The sequence below is a fragment of the Halomonas sp. H5 genome, from assembly GCF_050613175.1.
Lineage (GTDB): Bacteria > Pseudomonadota > Gammaproteobacteria > Pseudomonadales > Halomonadaceae > Bisbaumannia > Bisbaumannia salifodinae.
Genome location: NZ_CP192510.1, coordinates 254,420 through 271,978, shown reverse-complemented (window position 1 = coordinate 271,978; position 17,559 = coordinate 254,420). Strand labels below are relative to the sequence as shown.

Here is a 17,559-nt window from a genome sequence, read left to right as displayed (position 1 = left end):
GGTCACGCCCCGCGGCGGGCATCGGATATCAGGACCGATCGATCAGCCGAGATAGTTGGGGCCGGCCAGCATGCCGCCATCGATGACGAATTCAGCGCCGGTGCAGTAGGAAGACGACTCCGAGGCCAGGAAGGCGACCAGCTCCGCCACTTCCTCGGGACGCCCGACCCGGGGGATCGGCAGGCCGGCGAAGCTGCTCTCGCCCGCCTCGTCCTGGGGCTCGCCGGGTACATTGACCATCGGGGTATCGATGCCGCCGGGATGCACCGAGTTGACGCGGATGCCGTACTGGCCGAACTCGATCGCCGCCACCTTGGTCATGCCGCGCACGGCGTACTTGCTGGCCACATAGGCGGAAAACCCGCCGATCCCCTGCATGCCGCCCACCGAGGAGATATTCACGATGGCACCGCCGCCGGCCTGTTTCATCGCCGGCAGCACCGACTTCATGCCCAGCCAGCAGCCCAGCTGGTTGACCTCCATGACCCGGCGGAAGTCCTCGACGCCGTACTCCTCGATGGTCCCGACCGAGAGAACGCCGGCGTTGTTGATCAGGATATCGAGACGACCGAACTGCTCGGTGGCCACGGCGATGGCGGCGTCCCAGTCCGCCTGGCGGGTCACGTCCATCGTCTGGTAACGCGCCCTCTCGCCGAGCTCGTCGGCCAGCGCCCGACCTTCCTGATCGAGGATATCGCCGATGACCACCCGGGCGCCCTGGCGCACGAAGTGACGCGCCTCCGCCGCCCCCTGGCCGCGCGCGCCCCCGGTAATCAGCACCACCTTGCCTTCCAGCTTGCTCATCGTCTTCTCCTTCGAGGTCATCTCGTTGTTGTGTCTCGTCCGCCACTGTCGCGGACCCTCCGGTCCAGTCTCGGCAAGACGGTGACGGGCCACACCGTCTATTCGGACTAGCCAGATGGGGAACGAACCTAGCGCCCCTGAAAGCTGGGCGGGCGCTTGTCGAGGAAGGCGCGCATGCCTTCGCGCTGGTCCCGGGAGGCGAACAGCAGGGCGCAGGCCTTGCGTTCCAGGGCCAGGGCGCTCTCCAGGGGCGCATCGAGGCCGGCGAGGATCACCTCCTTGATCTGCTCCACGGCCAGCGGCGGCATCCGGGCGATCTGCTCGGCCACCGTCAGGGCCCGCGCCTGGACATCGGCGTCCGCCACCAGCTCGCTGACCAGGCCAGCGACCCAGGCCTCGCGGGCACCGATCGGGCGTCCGGTGAGGGCCATCTGCATCGCCTTGGCCTTGCCGACGGCGCGCACCAGGCGCTGGGTGCCACCGATCCCCGGCATGATGCCGATACGCACCTCGGGCTGGCCGAAACTGGCCCCTTCGCCGGCGATGATCACGTCGGCCTGCAGGGCCAGCTCGCAGCCGCCGCCCAGGGCCTGACCCGACACCGCCGCCACCACCGGCTTGGGGCAGTGGCGGATCGGCGCCCAGAGGCGCTCGGCATGGCGCCGATGGATATCGATCGGGTCACTGTCGAGCAGGTCGTGGATATCCCCCCCGGCGGCGAAGACATGGTCGCCGCCGGTCAGCACGATGCAGCGGGCCCGAGGCGCCTCGGCGAGGTGCCGGAAGTGATCGGCGAGCCGCGCCTGCAGCGCCAGGCTCAGGGCATTGGCCGCCTCGGGACGGTGCAGGCGCAGCCGCGCCACGCCATCGCGGGGCCAGTCGAGCCGCACGAGCTCGGCAGTCGAAGCCTCGGACATGGGATCTCCTGAAGTGGCGACATGAAGTGACGAACCCTGGCGACGATGCGCCCGGCGGCGCGCCGGGAGCATCGTCCGTTCAGACGACGAGGCGCCCGGGGCCGTCTCCCTAGACTGGCGGCAATCCGTCAGGAAGCGAGGAACCCCCCATGTATGATGCAGCTTCATCACTGCCCAGCCTTGCCGGGCGCGTGGTCCTGGTCACCGGAGGCACCCGCGGCGTCGGCGCCGGTATCGCGCGCTGCTTTCTCGCCGCCGGGGCCGAGGTGGTCGTCTGCGGGCGGAAGCCCCCCGAGACGCTGCCGCGGGTCGACGATCGCCAGGCCAGCTTCCTCGAGGCCGACGTGCGCGATCGCGACTCCCAGGCGCAGCTCTTCGAGCGGATCCGCGAGCGCTTCGGCCGCCTCGATGTGCTGATCAACAATGCCGGCGGCAGTCCCGCCGCCGAGGCCGCCGAGGCCTCGCCGCGCTTCCACGAGGGGGTGATTCGCCTCAACCTGGTGGCGCCCCTGGAACTGGCTCAGCATGCCAACCGGTTGATGCAGCAGCAGGCCGAGGGCGGCAGCATCCTGTTTATCGGCAGCATCAGCGCCCTGCGCCCCTCCCCCGGTACCGCCGCCTATGGCGCCGCCAAGGCCGGGGTGCTGTCGCTGGTGCAGTCGCTGGCCGTGGAGTGGGCGCCCAAGGTGCGGGTGGTGGCCATCAGCCCCGGGCTGGTGCACACCGAGATGTCCCACCTCCACTACGGCGACGAGGCGGGGGTGGCCGCCGTGGGCGAAACCATTCCCGCCGGGCGCCTGGCCACCCCCGAGGATATCGGCCGCGCCTGCTGTTTCATGGCCTCGCCGCTGGCCAGCTACGCCAGCGGCTGCAACCTGCTGCTGCACGGCGGCGGCGAGCGGCCCGCCTTCCTCAGCGCCAGCAGCGCCGGGCACTGACCGCTCGCCCCGACCCTTCCTTACCGCAGCGCCAGCAGCGCCGGGCACTGACCGCTCGCCCCTTCCTTACCGCTCCGCCCGGTTCCCCCGGGCGGCCTACCGCCCTCGCCTTTTCGCCCGCCCCCGGCCTGCCGGGCGCGCCTCGACCGCCAAGCAAGCCGCTATCGATGCCAAGCGCTATCGAGGCGATGCCAATCCCCATCGCCCTATCGAGACAACGCCCCCGCCTCGGCGTCTGGCCGGGGCGGGGGCGTCGGTCGTCGAGGACTCGGCGCGCGGTTAGCGGACGCGAATCCGCGGCGGTGGGGCATCCCCGCGCAGCGCCGTCAGGAAGCCCTCCAGGGGGGCCGGCTCGGCCACCTCGGGCAGGGCGTCCTTGTCCGGGCGCTCGGCCCAGAACGCCTGCCAGGAGGGGAAGAGGCCGTGGAAGGTCCCCTCATAGGGCTCGCGGCCGGGCCAGCGCATCTTGCGCTCGCCGATGGGCGCCCGGTTGAGGTCGCTGGCGTACCAGTAGCAGGGCAGGCGGCGGCGGAAGTACCAGCGCCCGTCGATGCGCTCGTAGTCGTCCCAGTAGAGCATCTGCATGATTACCCACTCGGGGCCGGTCTCGTGCTCGTTCTTCGAATAGACCACGCCGGTGGCATGATCGGCGTCGACGAACTCGATCAGGTGCTGCCCCAGGTGGTGGGAGGTACCGGTGAACTGGTCGCGCAGGGTGGTGTCGAGCCAGGCCTTGAGATGGGCGCGCCCGGTGCGCTCACGGCCCACGCGGATATCCGGCGCGAACAGGTTGACGTGGGCGTCGAGGTCGCGCATGTCCAGGGAGAGCGAGTACTTGGCCGCCAGTTGGCGGATCTCCTCGATGGACTCGAGGCGATCCAGGCGCCGCTCCAGGGAATTCGTGGTCATATCGCCTCCGCTCACAGGAACATCATGCCGCCGTTGACCGCCAGGTTCTGGCCGGTGATATAGGCGGCGTCGTCGCTGGCCAGGAAGGAGGCCACGCCGGCCATGTCCTCGGGCTCGGCCATGCGCCCCAGCGGAATGGCGGCCACCATCTGCTCCCGCCACTCGTCGGGAATGCCGGCCATCATCGGGGTATTGGTGGGTCCCGGCACCAGCACATTGGCGCGAATGCCCAGGGGGGCCAGCTCCCGGGCGATGCTGCGGGTCAGGCCGACCACCCCGGCCTTGGAGGCGCAGTAGTGCCCCGGCCCCTCGCCGGAGGCGATGGAGGTGCTGGAGACATTGATCAACACGCCCCCCTGGCCGACGTCCCGCATCACCTTCGCCGCCTCGCGACAGCACAGGAAGGTGCCGGTCAGGTTGACGCCGAGCACCCGCGCCCAGTTCTCGTCCGGCATGTCCAGGAAGCCGTCCACGGCGCCGGTGCCGGCGCTGTTGATCAGCACGTCGAGGCGACCGAAGCGCGCCCGCACCGCCTGCATGGCGGCCTTGACCGACTCGGCGCTGGCCACGTCGCAGGCCAGGCCCAGGGCCGGCTCGCCGAGCAGCGCGGCGGTATCCCGCGCCGCCGATTCCTGCAGGTCCAGGGCCACCACCCGGGCCCCCTCGGCGGCGAAGCGCTGCGCCATGGCGCGCCCCATGCCCTGGCCGGCGCCGGTAATCACCACCACCTTGTCCCGATGTTTCATGCTTCCTCCTGACGGTCACTACGAATGGGCGACGGCGTCGCCGCCATGTCCGCATCATCGACCCCCGGGGAATGGCCGGAATCGTCCATCGAGACTATTTTGCCCCCCGCTGCCGCGCCTGCCCGCCGTGCGCGCCTGGTCTGAATGGACGATGCCCGCCCCCCGCCCCTGCCGGAGCATCGAGGCTCCCATTCCCAGAGGAGACCCCAGCATGCCGAGACAGGACCTGCCCTTACCGGAGGGGCATTACCTCACCCTGCCCAGCGGGCTGCGCCTGCACTACCTGGACGAGGGCGAGGGCCCGGTGGTGATCTGGCTGCACGGCAGCGGCCCCGGCGCCAGCGGCCACAGCAACTTCAAGGGCAACTACCCCGCCTTCGCCGCCGCCGGCTTCCGCAACCTGGTGCTCGACCTGCCGGGGTTCGGTCGCTCCGACAAGCCCGCGGACGTCGACTATGACCTGGCCTTCTTCGTCGCGGCCCTGCACGGTTTCATGGACACCCTGGACCTGCCTCGCGTCACCCTGCTGGGCAACTCCCTGGGTGGCGCCATCGCCCTGGGCCTGGCCCTCGACCAGCCCGCCCGGGTGGAGCGGCTGATCCTGATGGCCCCCGGGGGCCTGGAGGAGCGCGAGACCTACTTCCGCATGGAGGGCATCCAGCGCATGGTGACGATCTTCGGCGAGGGCCCCATGGGGGTGGAGGAGATGCGCCAGTTGATGAGCCTGCAGCTCTATGACGCCTCCCAGATCGAGGAGGCGCTGCTGGAAGAGCGCGCCGCGGTGGCCGTGACCCAGCCCGACAACCTCTTCTCCTCGATGCGGGTGCCCAACATGACCGCGCGCCTGGGCGAGCTCGCCTGCCCGGTCCTCGGCTTCTGGGGGATCGACGACCGCTTCAACCCGCCCGGCGGCGCGGACAAGATGCTGGCCGGGGCGCCCCGGGCACGCTTCGTGATGCTCAACCGCTGCGGCCACTGGGTGCAGGTGGAACATCGCGACCTCTTCAATCGCAGCTGCCTCGACTTCCTGCATCACGGCTAGCAACCCCAGCCGCCAAACCTCAAGCGCCCCTCCCCGGCAGCGATGCCGGGGAGGAGCGCTGATATCGCCGCGAGGCCGCTCAGTAACCGAAGACGTCAGCGATGCCGGGGAGGAGCGCTGATGTATCGCCGCGAGGCCGCTCAGTAACCGAAGACGTCAGCGATGCTGAAGTGCGCGATCACCGGCCTCGGCATCTCGGTCGCTTGCCGCACGCCCTGGGGTTCGGCCGTGGCGGACAACTGACTGATGGTGGACAGCGCCAGCAGCATCGCGACCAGAAAGACGATTATCCCACGCAGAATCGACAGGCCACGGGATCGAATACTAGATATGGAAAAGTTTGGCGTTTTCATTTTCTTCTCCCTTGGTTTTGTAGTTGTTTTATAAGGCGCCTCGCCGGGTATAAAGGGAGGCTCGGCGACGCCTGATACCTACTTGTAGCAAGGCCGGAGCGGGGCGGCCTCGTTCATATGAACTACATCAGCGCTTTTCTTGCCTGGCTCGCCGGGCCTCGTTCAAATGAACGATGCCTGCCCGGATAAATACGCGTATGTATGAAGGGAGGCCGGTGGAGTGGCCCGCGAGGCCCCACGGACCCGAGGGACGATGCGCGAGATCGCTAATGCTGGACGCGATCCGAGAGCGGCAGGGAGACTGCTGAATTCACGGAAGAGACCCGATGAATCAGAAACAACTAAATAAATAAAAATAGAAATAATCGCAACACGCCAAGATAACGCCAATAACGATCCGGGTGAAATGCCATGAACGCCATGCTCAACCTTGCGTCACGCCACCAAGGAGCCAGGTCTTTCCATATTCCGGATAGCCTGACGGCCGAGGAGCTCAACCAACTGGTCGGCCAGATCTATGATGGTTCCCTGGAGGAAGTGCCCTGGAAAAGGGCCCTGACCTCGATTCATCAGCGCCTGGAGGCCAAACACGTCACCCTGATCATCCGGCCGACGACCCCCGAAGATAACGGCCTGCATGTGGATATCGGTGGAGCCGCCCAGGAATCGGTGAATGCCTACTACAGCCAGTACTATATGATGGATCCCTTCCTGGGCGGCTCCACCGAACATATGCTGGCCATCGATGACATCATGGACCGCCCGAGCTGGGAAGGGTCGCCCTACTACCAGCAGTTCCTGCGGCATATGGATATCTATCATCTGATGAGCGCGGAGATGCAGTTGCCGGACGGGGAGAGCTGCCGCCTGGTCATCACTCGCTCCCACGCCGCCGCCCCCTTCAGCGCCGACGACAAGGCCTTCTGCAATACCCTCCTGCCGCACCTGCGCCGGGCGCTGTTCATGCGCAGCCGGGTGGGCTGCAGCAATATCATCGGCAAGCTCTACTCCGGCGCCGTGGACAGCCTGATGATCGCCACCATCATTATCGACGAGCACGGCAAGGTGATGCAGTGCAACCAGGTGGCGGATGAACTGCTGGAGAGCCGGAGCGGCCTGCGCCTCCTCAAGGGCCGCCTGGAGGCCGAGTTCGGCCCGGAGAATCGCCAGCTACAGAAGCTGATCAAGGAAGCCATCGCCAAGAGCACCTCCCGGGACCCGCATATGGCCGAGGCCATGTCGATCATGCAATCCACCGGCGGCGAGGCCCTGGGGGCGGTGATCCAGAGCATTCCGATCAGCGAGTGGTCGGAAGGCGGCGTGCGTCCCGCGGTGGCCCTCTTCCTGCGCAATCCCGAACGCTCCGCCCGGGCGCCCCAGGATGTGATCCGCCAGCTCTACGGCCTGACCCCCTCGGAAACCGCCCTGGCCGCACAGTTGGTGGATGGCTTTACCCTCGAGGAGACGGCCGAGAACCTGGGCATCAAGCGCAATACCGCCCGCGCCCATCTGCGCTCGATCTTCTCCAAGACCGGCGTGACCCGCCAGACCGAACTGGTACGGCTGCTGCTCAACAGCGTCGCCGCCCTCAGCTCGGTCACCAACCACTAGGTTTTGTACGAAAAGTCGGCGAGCGATGGCCAGACAAGGCAAAAATCGGCGAAAAGACGGAGTTTACGCGGTGTAAATGAGTACTTTGAGCCGATTTTTAACGCCGTATGGGCGAGCGCAGACAGTTTTCGTACAGAGCCTAATCCCCGCGGCACCCCACCGCCCTCGCCCCGGCATCACCCCCGGGGGCAGGCCCAGGCGGCCTGCCCCCGGGTTCGCTTACCCCGCCAGGCTGACCCGCACCCGCGCCGCGACCTCCTCCACGGCCTCCCGGGCCAGGTCCACGCCGTCGATAAAGCTCATGAACCCATGAATGGCGGAGGCATACTCCCGATGCTCCACCGCCACCCCGGCCTCCTGCAGGCGCCGCGCATAGGCACGCCCCTCGTCTCGCAGGGGGTCGAGGCCGGCGGTCACCAGGGTGGTCGGCGGCAGGCCGTCGAGCCGGGGCGCCCGTAGCGGGCAGGCCCGGGGATCGTCCGCCGCGGCCCGGTTCGGCAAATACTGCTCCCAGAACCAGGCCATCACCTCGGTTTCCAGGAAGTAGCCCTGCCCCAGCCGACGATAGGAGTCGCGCGTCAGGTCGGCATCGCATACCGGATAGAGCAGCAGCTGATGGGCGATGGCGGGCCCTCCCGCCTGCGCCGCCAACCAGGAGGCCACGGCGGCCAGGTTGCCGCCGGCGCTGTCGCCGCCGACCAGCAGCCGCGTCGGATCCGCCCCCAGGGCCTCGGCCTCGCGGGCCGCCCAGCACACCGCGGCGTAGGCATCCTCCACCGCCGCCGGGAAGGGGTGCTCGGGGGCCAGCCGGTAATCCACCGAGATGACGATGGCCGGCAGGGCGTTGCAAAAGGCCCGGCAGAGGTTGTCGTGCGTCTCCAGGTCGCCCAGCACGAAGCCGCCCCCGTGGAAGTAGACCAGCAGCGGCAGCGCCGCGTCGCCTCCCGGGTGGTAGAGGCGCGCCGCCACCCGGCCCGCGCCGATTTCCCCCTCCTCGACGCGCGCCACCGCCTCGATCTCGGCGCCGGGGGGCAACTTGTTCCAGGCCCGATACTCGTCGATACTCACCTGCCAGGGTTTGGGCACAGGGGTGGCCTGGAGGGCCTCGAGCAGCCCGGCGATTTGCGGATCGAGTGGCATGGCACGGCTCCTATTTCACCGTTGTAAGAAGACTGGACACTTAGGCAAATGACCCATGACGTCTCCCTCGATAGCTTCGGCGATATCGTCGCCGCCATTCACGAAGGACCTCACGGATCCCCGGCCTGGGCCTCACTGAAAGCGATACGCGATGCCTTCGCCGCCAAGGATATTTTCCTGATCCTCAAGCGGCCGGATGACGAGAGTATCGGCATCATGATCTATGACGGGTCGTCGGGCGGCGTTTCCCCCGACGGCACCTATTACACCGAGGGGGTCTACAATATCGACCCCTTCACCGGCCTGACCCCCAATACGCCCCTGACCCTCAGCGAGGTCGTCGATGCCGACACCCTGCTCGCCAGCGACTTCTATCGCCTCTCGCTGGAGCCGTTCGACATCTTTCATGTGCTGGGGGCCGACCTGCATGGGGACGATGGGCTGCGAGTGAACCTGCGCCTGACCCGTCGCCCCGACGAGCCCGACTTCGGCCCCGCCGAGAAACGGCTGCTGGGCCTGCTGCTGCGCCACTTCGAACTGGCGATTCGCACCCATGTCCTGCTCAACGAGATCGACACCGAGCGCCAGGTCTATGCCGGCGCCATGGCGCAACTGGCCGTGGCCTGCCTGCTGATCGACGAACGCGGCCGGGTCGTGCGCACCAACCCGCTGGCCGACCGCCTGCTGGCCTCGCGCAGCGGCATCCGCCTGGCCGACGAGCGCCTGCAACTGGGCTCGGCGGCCGATCAGGAGCGCTTCCGCCATCTGCTCGACGAGGTCAAAGGCAGCCGCCACGACGCCACGCCCCTGCTGACCCGGGCGCTGATCGCCGTCTCGCCGCGGGATGGCTCGCGCCTGAGCCTGGTGATGCGTCCCCTGCCGCGGGTCGAGCGCCCCGAAGGAACCGGCGGTCCGGTCACCATCGTCTTCCTCAGCGACCCGGATCAGCTGGTCTCCCCCTCCATCGAGACCCTCGGCGCCCTGTTCGAGCTCACCCCCACCGAGGCCCGGCTCTCGCTGCATCTCACCAATGGACACAACGTGGAAGCCGCTGCCCAACTGCTGGAGATGAGCCCCTATACCGCCAGGGCCCACCTGCGCTCGATCTTCTCCAAGACCGGCGTCTCCCGGCAGGGACAGTTGATACGCCTGATTCTGCGCAGCGTAGCGACCCTCGGCTAGGAGGCAGGGGCCGCACCCCCGCCAACGGCGCTTACTTCACCAGCTCATAGGCCTCGAGATCCGGGGTCTCCATGGCCTTCTCGAAGGCCGCATAGTCCCAGGGCCAGGTGGAGGGCACCCCTTCGGCATCCAGATACCAGCTGTTGCAGCCCGAGCCGAAGATGGTGGTCTTGGCCTTGGCGATGCGCCGCTCCTCGTAGGCATCCATGGCCTCGCGGGAGACGCAGATCTCGCGATAGCTGCCGTCGCGCAGGAGCCCCATCAACTGGGAGACATAGTCCCACTGGAACTCGGTGATCTCGATCAGCGAGAAGTTGCCCACCGGCCCGGTCGGCCCGTTCAGCATGAAGAAGTTCGGGAAGTCCGGCATGGTGATCGCCAGGTAGGCCTTGGGACGCTTGGCCCAGAGCTCCTCCAGGTCGGCGCCATGGCGTCCCTTGACCTTCATCGGGCGCATAAACATATGCGCATTGAAGCCGGTGGCCAGGCCGATCACATCCAGCTCATGCAGCTTGCCGTCACGGGTGCGAATGCCCTCGGGCTCGATGCACTCGATCCCCTCGGTGACCAGCTCGGCATTGGGGTGCTGAATGGCCTGGTAGTAGTTGGGGGAGTAGATCAGGCGCTTGCAGGCGGCGCGATAGGTGGGGCGCAACTTCTCCCGCAGCTCGGGGTCGGTGACGCTCTCCTCCAGGTTCTTGCGCACGATATCCTCGATCTCGTGCATCTCCGTGGAGTCGGGATCCGCCGCCGCGGTGGTGAAGCGCTTGACCAGCGCCATATAGGTCTCGTCGTACTTCAGGTCATGCAGGAGTTGCGGGTTGGCACGAAACTCGGCCTTCTGCTCCTCGGTGAAGTCCGGGTTCTCCACCGGCATGATCCACTGCGCCGAGCGCTGGAAGTGCTTCAGCTTCTCGGCCCGGCCGGCCAGGGCCGAGACCATCTGCACCCCGGTGGAGCCATTACCGATCACCCCGATACGCTTGCCGTCGAGCGCCACCTCGTCATCCCAGCGAGAGGTATGCATCAGGCGCCCTTCGAAACGGTCCATGCCGTTGATCTTCGGATAGCTGGGGTGATGCAGCACCCCCGTGGCGGCGATCACGATATCCGCCGTATCCTGCTTGCCGCCCTTGATCTCCAGGACCCAGCGGCCCTCGACATATTCACAGGCGGTGATTTCATGTTTCAGCCGGATCAGGTCGCGAATCCCGAAGTCGTCGACCACCCGCTCGAAATAGTCGCGGATCTCGATACCGGGGGAGAGGAAACGGCTCCACTCCGGATTGGGCGCGAAACTGTAGGTGTAGTTGTGCGACGGAGTATCGCAGGTCAGGCCGGGATAGTGATTGTCCCGCCAGGTGCCGCCGACGCTATCGCCTTTCTCGTAGACGACGATATTACGATAGCCCTCCTCGCGCAGTTTGATGGCACTCAGGATGCCCGCCATGCCCGCGCCGAGGACCACGACACGCAGATCACGTTGTTGTTGCTCACCACTCATAACAATCACCCTCTTATTCTTGGTGTTAACACAGGCTAAATCGCGTACAAAAAGGGAGAATCCCGCATATCGACTAGTCCTTGTGGACATCTTTATCGCCCGAGACGAGCGCCCCTTCCGTCAATAAAGGCCGACGGGATTCCGGCGCGCCATGATGGATTCATGGCGCAGCGCCAAGGCCGGGTGATGGCTCGTATCGGGGATAATCCAGAAGCGTTCGGCGGCGATCTCCTCGAAGACTCGAGCGGCGAAGGCCTCCGGCGACTCGCCCTCGGCCAGCTTGCCGGCGAGTTGTCGATGAAAGCGTGCCTCCTCCTCGCTGTGTCGATCCTGGAGAGGCGGCTCCGCGGCCATGATGGCGGTATTGACCGCCGGCGGGCACAGCAGCGAGGCGGCGATCGGCGCCGCCTCCCGATTCAGCTCGTGGTGAAGGCTCTCGGTGAGCGCCGTCACCGCATGCTTGCTCGACTGATAGGCCCCCATGAAGGGGCCGCCCCCCAGCAGGCCGCCGATGGAGGAGGTATTGATCACCCGCCCCGGCGCGCCCTGTTGCAGCATCCTCGGCACGAAGCTGCGAATGCCGTTGACCACGCCGAGGACATTGACCTCGAAGCTCCGGCGCCACGCCTCGATGCTGCGCTCCCAGGACTTGCCATCCACCAGGACGCCGGCGTTATTGAAGAGCAGATTGACCCGCCCCTCATCGGCGAAGACCTCGGCGGCCAGCGCCTCGACGGCCTCGGCATCGCGAATATCCAGCCGCACCCCGCGCAGCGTCCGGCCCTGCGCCGCCTGCTCCCGCCGCAGCTCGTCCAGCCCCTCGCCACACACATCCACGGCGATGACCCGCATCTCCAGGGCGGCGGCGTGTCGCGCCAGGCCGGCACCGATGCCACTGCCCGCCCCCGTGATCACCGCCACCTGTCCGGCCCATTGACTCATCCTGACTCTCCTCCCGGGAGGGCGTGACATCCCGCCGATGGCGATGCCTTAGCCCCTCGTTTCGTCGAACCTCGTCGACCAAGAAAAGCATTCAGGCCCCCGGGAAGCCTCGTCCGGACAGACTATGTCGTCGTGCTTTCGGCTATGGCTAACTGATCCCGTTCCCACATTTCAGGAGAGAACAACAATGAGCGAATTTCACGGCAAGGTGGCGGTCATTACCGGCGGCGTTTCGGGTATTGGTTTCGCCACGGCGGCCTGGTTTATCGAGCGAGGCGCCAGCGTGGTGCTGGCCGATCTGGACGATGAACGCGGCGCCAAGGCGGCCACCGATCTGGATCCGCAGGGACAACGCGCCACCTTTATCGCCACCGACATCACCCAGCCGGAGCAGGTAAAGCGACTCTTCGAGGCGGTGAAAGCGCGCCACGGGCGCCTCGATGCGCTGATCAATTCCGCCGGCATTCATGGGCCGCTCTCCTCCCTGGATGAACTGCCCCTGGAGAGCTGGCACCAGCTGATCGCCGTGAACCTGCATGGCAGCTTCTACGCCATGCATTACGCCATTCCGCTGATGCTCGAGAGCGGCGGCGGCGCCGTGGTGAACGTGGCCTCGATGATGGGCCAGATCGCCCACCCGCATATCCCCGGCTATGTGGCCAGCAAGCATGGCGTCGTCGGCCTGACCAAGTCGGCGGCCCTGAACTACGCCGATCGCGGCATCCGGGTCAATGCCGTCGGCCCCGGCGTGGTCAAGACCCCGATGACCAAGATCGTCACCGACAACCAGGAGAGCAACGCCCAGATGCTGGCGGCCTCGCCCATGAAGCGCCTGGGCGAGCCCCCGGAGCTGGCCGGTGTGATCGGCTTCCTCTGCTCGGAGGCGGCCAGCTTCGTCACCGGCTCCTACTACCTGGCCGACGGCGGCTTCACCATCCAGTAAGCGCCACCCAGCCGCCTCGGCGGCCCCCTCGACGCGCCCCGGGCCTTCGCCCGGGGCGCGTCGCCGTATCGATCCATCCGGCCCTTCCTCTCTAGCGGCGTAGCGACACAAAAAAACACCCTGCTCGGCGAGCAGGGTGTCAAGGGTAAGCCGTAGCGAGCGTCGGATGCGGACGTGACGTTTACAGGTAGCCCTCCGGTCCCGGGGTATAGAGGGTCGCGCGATCGAAGGGGCGCGGCGCCTCGCCGCGGCGAATCCGCGCCACCAGGTCGGGGTTGGCGATAAAGTCCCGGGCGAAGGAGACCGCCTCCCCGCGTCCCAGGGTCACCGCCTCATTGGCCAGCGCCGCGCCGAAGCCGTCGTTGAGGATCAGCGGGCCGGGGAAGTGCTCCCGGGCCAGGGCGAAGGCATCCAGGCCCTCCACCGGGGCGCGCATCACATGCACATAGGCCAGGCCCAGCGGGGCGATGCGCCGCAGCAAGCGCGCATGGGTCGCGGCGGGATCGGCATCGGCCACGTCATTGAAGGGGTTGCCCGGATTGATGCGCAGCCCCACCCGATCGGCGCCGATGGCCTCGCTCATCGCCTCCAGGCACTCGGCGGCGAAGCGCACGCGGTTCTCGACGCTGCCGCCATAGGCGTCGTCGCGCCGGTTGGTCCGCGAGCAGAGGAACTGCATCGGCAGGTAGCCACTGGTGGCGTGCAGCTCGACGCCATCGAAGCCGGCCTCCCGGGCTCGCCACGCCGCCCGGGCATGCATCGCCACCCGCTCGCGCACCTCCTCGGTGGTCAGGGCCCGCGGCGTATCGAAGGGCTGCATGCCGGCGCTGTCGGTATAGACCTTGCCCCGGGCCGCCTCGTCGCCGGGCCCTACCGTGGCCACGCCCTCGCCCTTGATATGCCGGCTGCCGATGCGCCCGGCATGCATCAGTTGCAGGACGATGCGGCCGCCGCGCTCATGCACCGCCTGGGTGACGCGACGCCAGGCCGCCACCTGCTCGTCGCTGGCGATCCCCGGCTGGCGACAGTAGGCCTGGCCCTCGGGATCGGGCCAGCTGCCCTCGGCGACGATCAGCCCCGCCTCGGCGCGGGCCGCATAGTGCTGCGCCATCAGCGGGGTGGGCACGCCGCGCGCATCGGCGCGATTGCGGGTCATGGGCGCCATGACGATGCGATTGGCCAGCGCCAGGGCCCCCAGGTGGGTCGGCGCGAACAGCGCCTCGCAGGCCGCTCGGGGCGGCGCCACGCTCTCTTGCACCTTGCTCATCGGTGACTCCTCTCCAGCACTCGGCTATTCCACCGCGGTGACCAGCACCGCACTGCGTCCGCCATCCACCGGCAGGGCGGCGCCGGTGATATAGGAGGCGGCATCGCTGGCCAGGAAGACCACCGCCTCGGCCAGCTCCTCGGGGCGCCCCACGCGACCCATGGGAATCAGCTTGTCGGTGGTGCGACGCGCCTGCTCGTCGGCCAGCATGCCCTGGGTGGAGGGCGTCTCCACCACCGCCGGCACCACCACATTGACGCGGATGCCCTGGGCCGCGCCTTCCGCCGCGGCGGCCCGGCTGAAGTTGATCACCGCCGCCTTGGAGGCGGAATAGCCGGCCATGCCGGCGGCCCCCAGCTCGCCGCAGATCGAGGCCAGGTTGACGATGGCCCCGCCGCGCTCGGCCATCAGCCGCATGGCGGTTCGGGTGGCCCAGAAGGTGCCGTCCACGGTGGTGGCGAAGTTGCGGTGCCACTCCGCGGTGCTCATCTCGGTGAGCGCCCCCCAGGTGAAGGACATGGCGTTGTTGACCAGGATATCGAGCCCGCCATGCCGCTCGGCGGTGCCCTCCAGGGCGGCGACCAGGGCCTGCTCGTCGCTGACGTCCACCACCAGCGCCTCGGCCACGCCGCCCTCGGCGCGAATCGCCTCGACCACCCCCTGCAGGGGCCCCTCGCGGCGCCCGCAGATCACCACCCGGGCGCCCTCGCGGGCCAGCAGTCGCGCGCTGGCCTCGCCGATACCACTGCCACCGCCGGTCACGAAGGCGACCCTGTTGTCTAGCTTGGCTGTCATTGTCTTGATCTCCTCGGGTTCACTGTCTCGCGTCCGACCAGAGTGGCCCGACGCCTCACCGCCGCCATCGTCCAGGGAGACTAGAGAAACTTCAGGGCCAGGCGCTCGCTGGCCGGCTGCGCCTGGCAGCTCAGGGTCATGCCCTGGGCCAGGTCGCGCTCATCGAGCACCTCGTTGTGGCCCAGGGTCACCTCCCCCTCCACCACCTGGCAGACGCAACTGGCGCAGATCCCCGCCTGGCAGGCGCTGGGCAGCTCGATCCCCTGGCGCGCCGCCGCCTCCAGCAGGGTCTCGTCGCCGCGGCAGGCGAAACTCAGGGTCTCGCCCCCCAGGGCCACGCTGACCGCGCTCTCCGCCATCGCCGGTGCCGGCGCGTCGGGCGCCTCGCGGGCGGCCTCGGCGGAGGCTGGTACGCCGGGGGATGGCGCCCTGGCGGGGGCGGCGAAGCGCTCCAGCCGGATCCGCTCCGGCGGCATCCCCAGCTCGGCCAGCGCCGCCTCCACCGCGTCCATAAAAGGCCCCGGGCCGCAGATAAAGGCCTGGGCATGCCACCAGGGCCGCGCCAGCCACATCAACTGGCCACGGCTCGGCGGCCCCTGCAGCGAGTCGAGCAGATGGATCACCTGCAGGCGCTCGGGGTATTGCTGCTGCAGTTCGCGCAGCAGCTCGGCGAAGATCACCGACGCCTCGTCGCGGTTGGCGAACACCAGGCGGACCCGCCCATGCCCCTCGGCCAGCACCGCGCGCAGGATCGACAGCACCGGGGTGATGCCGCTGCCGCCGGCGAACAGCAGGAAGTCGCCCTCCAGGGTCGCCGGCACGAAGCGCCCGCCCGGGGCCAGCGCCTCGAGGTGATCGCCGGGGCTCAGGGCATCGCAGATCCAGTGGGAGCCGCGCCCCCCCGCCACCCGCTTGACGGTGATGCGCAGCCCCTCGTCCAGCCCCGGCGTGCTGGAGAGGGAGTAGCAGCGCTGTAGCTCCTGGCCCGCCACCGGCAGGCGAAAGGTCAGGAACTGACCGGGACGGTAGGCGAAGCGGCTCGCCTCGCCGGCGGGCGGCTCGAGCCACACCGAGCAGGCCTCCGCGGTCTCGCGGATGACCTCGCGCACTCGCAGGGAGTGATAGCGTGGAGCGTCCATGGGCTCTCCCTCCAACGGGCTCAGATATAGGGATCGGCGTTGGGCAGGCCGAGCATCACCGCGCCGAAGGCGCGCCCGTAGGCATCGCTGTTGTTGGCGATATGGCCGCGGGCCTGGTGGACGTCGCGCACGATGCGCTCGATGGGATTGCTGCGATAGAGGCCGGAGGCCGCGCAGGCCCGCAACAGCTCGTCGACCAGGCTGGCGCAGGTCTTGGCCACCCGCGCCGACTGGGCCCGCTGCAGCAGGCGATCCTCGACGCCCATCTGGGAGCCGTCCCGGGCGTGGTCGACGATCTGCTGGAAGTTGCGCATCAGCACCAGCTTGAGCTCGTCGCTGCGCAGCATCGCCTCGGCCACCGCCAACTGGGCATTGGGATCCTCGGCGGTCTTGGCGCCGTGCTTGCCGACATGGGCGGCGGCCCGCCGACGGAAGGTCTCGATGGCGCCGTCCAGGGCACCGATGCAGGAGGTGGAGACCGCCCGCTGGAAGACCTGGGTAAAGGGAATGCGATACAGCCAGCCAGCATTGAGTTCGCGCCCGGGGCACCCCGCGTCGTCGTGATTGTTGGTGCGCTGGGTGCGGTGGCTCGGCACGAAGGCGCCCTTGACCACCACGTCATGGCTGCCGGTGGCACGCAGGCCATGCACGTCCCAGTTCGCCACGACCTCGACATCCTCCCGCGGCACCAGGAAGGTGGTGTGCTCGAGCCCCTCCGCGCCATCCTGGCGGGGCAGCAGGCCGCCCAGCAGCAGCCACTGGCAGTGATCCACCCCGCTGGAGAAGCCCCAGTGCCCGCTCAGCCGATAGCCGCCCTCCACCGGCTCGGCCTGGCCCACCGGCATGTAGGTGGAGGCGATCAGCACGCCACTGCGCTCCCCCTTCTCGCCCCAGACGTCGTGCTGGGCCTGCTCCGGGAAGAGCGGCAGCTGCCAGTTGTGGACGCCGATCACCCCGTAGATCCAGGCGGTGGACATGCAGCCCCGCGCCAGGGTCATCTGGATACGGTAGAAGACCCGCGGGTCCTGCTCGTAGCCGCCCCAACGCCTGGGTTGCAGCACCCGGAACAGGCCCGCCTCGGCCAGCTCGCGCACCGTCTCATCGGGCACCCGCCCGGCCTGCTCCGCCGCCTGGGCGCGTTCGGCCAGCCGCGGCACCAGCGCCTCGGCGCGCTCCACCAGGGCGACCGCCTCCGGGGTCATGTAGGCATCGTCGGTGACCCGCAGGGACCCCTCGTTCTCGAACAGCACACCCATATTGAGCTCCTCTACTTCGCTAGTGGGAGGCGCCTCGCGGCGTCCTGCTGCCAAGGCTTCCACGCCACTCG

17 protein-coding genes are annotated in these 17,559 nt (G+C 68.2%); 5 read left to right on the top strand and 12 right to left on the bottom strand.

The features are described 5' to 3' along the window. Positions 1–42: 42 nt before the first annotated feature. Both ACQ1W9_RS01215 and ACQ1W9_RS01210 read right to left on the bottom strand, forming a co-directional pair. A complete protein-coding gene (locus tag ACQ1W9_RS01215; RefSeq protein ID WP_431024952.1) occupies positions 43–804 on the bottom strand; it encodes a glucose 1-dehydrogenase in 762 nt (253 codons plus the stop codon). A 128-nt stretch (positions 805–932) separates the two neighbouring features. Further along, the gene (locus tag ACQ1W9_RS01210) at positions 933–1,721 is read right to left on the bottom strand and encodes an enoyl-CoA hydratase-related protein (protein WP_431024951.1); all 789 of its coding nucleotides are present in this window, start codon (positions 1,719–1,721) and stop codon (positions 933–935) included. Positions 1,722–1,870: 149 nt separating this feature from the next. Here ACQ1W9_RS01210 and ACQ1W9_RS01205 point away from each other — a divergent pair, with 149 nt between their 5' ends. Continuing rightward, complete coding sequence (locus ACQ1W9_RS01205; protein ID WP_431024950.1) at positions 1,871–2,659, top strand: SDR family oxidoreductase; 789 nt, start codon at positions 1,871–1,873, stop codon at positions 2,657–2,659. Between the two features lie 279 nt (positions 2,660–2,938). On the opposite strand, the gene ACQ1W9_RS01200 is transcribed toward ACQ1W9_RS01205, so the two are convergent. Together ACQ1W9_RS01200 and ACQ1W9_RS01195 are read right to left on the bottom strand one after the other, a co-directional pair. Next, positions 2,939–3,568, bottom strand: a complete 630-nt coding sequence (locus ACQ1W9_RS01200; protein ID WP_431024949.1) for a nuclear transport factor 2 family protein — start codon at positions 3,566–3,568, stop codon at positions 2,939–2,941. A gap of 11 nt (positions 3,569–3,579) precedes the next feature. Beyond that, complete coding sequence (locus tag ACQ1W9_RS01195) at positions 3,580–4,314, bottom strand: SDR family NAD(P)-dependent oxidoreductase (protein WP_431024948.1); 735 nt, start codon at positions 4,312–4,314, stop codon at positions 3,580–3,582. A gap of 211 nt (positions 4,315–4,525) precedes the next feature. On the opposite strand from ACQ1W9_RS01195, the gene ACQ1W9_RS01190 reads away from it, so the two are divergent. Beyond that, positions 4,526–5,356, top strand: a complete 831-nt coding sequence (locus ACQ1W9_RS01190) for an alpha/beta fold hydrolase (protein WP_431024947.1) — start codon at positions 4,526–4,528, stop codon at positions 5,354–5,356. A 140-nt stretch (positions 5,357–5,496) separates the two neighbouring features. On the opposite strand, the gene ACQ1W9_RS01185 is transcribed toward ACQ1W9_RS01190, so the two are convergent. After that, complete coding sequence (locus ACQ1W9_RS01185; RefSeq protein WP_431024946.1) at positions 5,497–5,709, bottom strand: hypothetical protein; 213 nt, start codon at positions 5,707–5,709, stop codon at positions 5,497–5,499. 411 nt (positions 5,710–6,120) lie between these two features. On the opposite strand from ACQ1W9_RS01185, the gene ACQ1W9_RS01180 reads away from it, so the two are divergent. Further along, a complete protein-coding gene (locus tag ACQ1W9_RS01180; protein WP_431024945.1) occupies positions 6,121–7,320 on the top strand; it encodes a helix-turn-helix transcriptional regulator in 1,200 nt (399 codons plus the stop codon). A 219-nt stretch (positions 7,321–7,539) separates the two neighbouring features. Here the strand turns inward: ACQ1W9_RS01180 and ACQ1W9_RS01175 are convergent, their stop codons facing one another. Beyond that, positions 7,540–8,460, bottom strand: a complete 921-nt coding sequence (locus ACQ1W9_RS01175; protein ID WP_431024944.1) for an alpha/beta hydrolase — start codon at positions 8,458–8,460, stop codon at positions 7,540–7,542. 48 nt (positions 8,461–8,508) lie between these two features. Between ACQ1W9_RS01175 and ACQ1W9_RS01170 the strand changes: the two genes are divergently transcribed. Next, on the top strand, positions 8,509–9,642 hold the full coding sequence (locus ACQ1W9_RS01170) for a helix-turn-helix transcriptional regulator (RefSeq protein ID WP_431024943.1): 1,134 nt from the start codon (positions 8,509–8,511) through the stop codon (positions 9,640–9,642). Between the two features lie 31 nt (positions 9,643–9,673). Here ACQ1W9_RS01170 and ACQ1W9_RS01165 read toward each other — a convergent pair whose 3' ends face one another. Together ACQ1W9_RS01165 and ACQ1W9_RS01160 are read right to left on the bottom strand one after the other, a co-directional pair. Further along, on the bottom strand, positions 9,674–11,146 hold the full coding sequence (locus ACQ1W9_RS01165) for a flavin-containing monooxygenase (RefSeq protein WP_431024942.1): 1,473 nt from the start codon (positions 11,144–11,146) through the stop codon (positions 9,674–9,676). 120 nt (positions 11,147–11,266) lie between these two features. Continuing rightward, positions 11,267–12,088, bottom strand: coding sequence for an SDR family NAD(P)-dependent oxidoreductase (locus tag ACQ1W9_RS01160; protein WP_431024941.1), 822 nt, complete (start codon positions 12,086–12,088; stop codon positions 11,267–11,269). Between the two features lie 187 nt (positions 12,089–12,275). On the opposite strand from ACQ1W9_RS01160, the gene ACQ1W9_RS01155 reads away from it, so the two are divergent. Then, positions 12,276–13,031: an SDR family NAD(P)-dependent oxidoreductase gene (locus ACQ1W9_RS01155; RefSeq protein ID WP_431024940.1), complete on the top strand. Its 756-nt coding sequence runs from the start codon at positions 12,276–12,278 to the stop codon at positions 13,029–13,031. Between the two features lie 181 nt (positions 13,032–13,212). On the opposite strand, the gene ACQ1W9_RS01150 is transcribed toward ACQ1W9_RS01155, so the two are convergent. From ACQ1W9_RS01150 to ACQ1W9_RS01135, 4 genes are all read right to left on the bottom strand, one after another. After that, positions 13,213–14,298, bottom strand: coding sequence for an alkene reductase (locus ACQ1W9_RS01150; protein WP_431024939.1), 1,086 nt, complete (start codon positions 14,296–14,298; stop codon positions 13,213–13,215). A 24-nt stretch (positions 14,299–14,322) separates the two neighbouring features. Beyond that, the gene (locus tag ACQ1W9_RS01145; protein ID WP_431024938.1) at positions 14,323–15,093 is read right to left on the bottom strand and encodes an SDR family NAD(P)-dependent oxidoreductase; all 771 of its coding nucleotides are present in this window, start codon (positions 15,091–15,093) and stop codon (positions 14,323–14,325) included. 80 nt (positions 15,094–15,173) lie between these two features. Then, complete coding sequence (locus ACQ1W9_RS01140; RefSeq protein ID WP_431024937.1) at positions 15,174–16,232, bottom strand: 2Fe-2S iron-sulfur cluster-binding protein; 1,059 nt, start codon at positions 16,230–16,232, stop codon at positions 15,174–15,176. Positions 16,233–16,252: 20 nt separating this feature from the next. After that, a complete protein-coding gene (locus ACQ1W9_RS01135; protein WP_431024936.1) occupies positions 16,253–17,488 on the bottom strand; it encodes an acyl-CoA dehydrogenase family protein in 1,236 nt (411 codons plus the stop codon). Between the last annotated feature and the right edge of the window lie 71 nt (positions 17,489–17,559).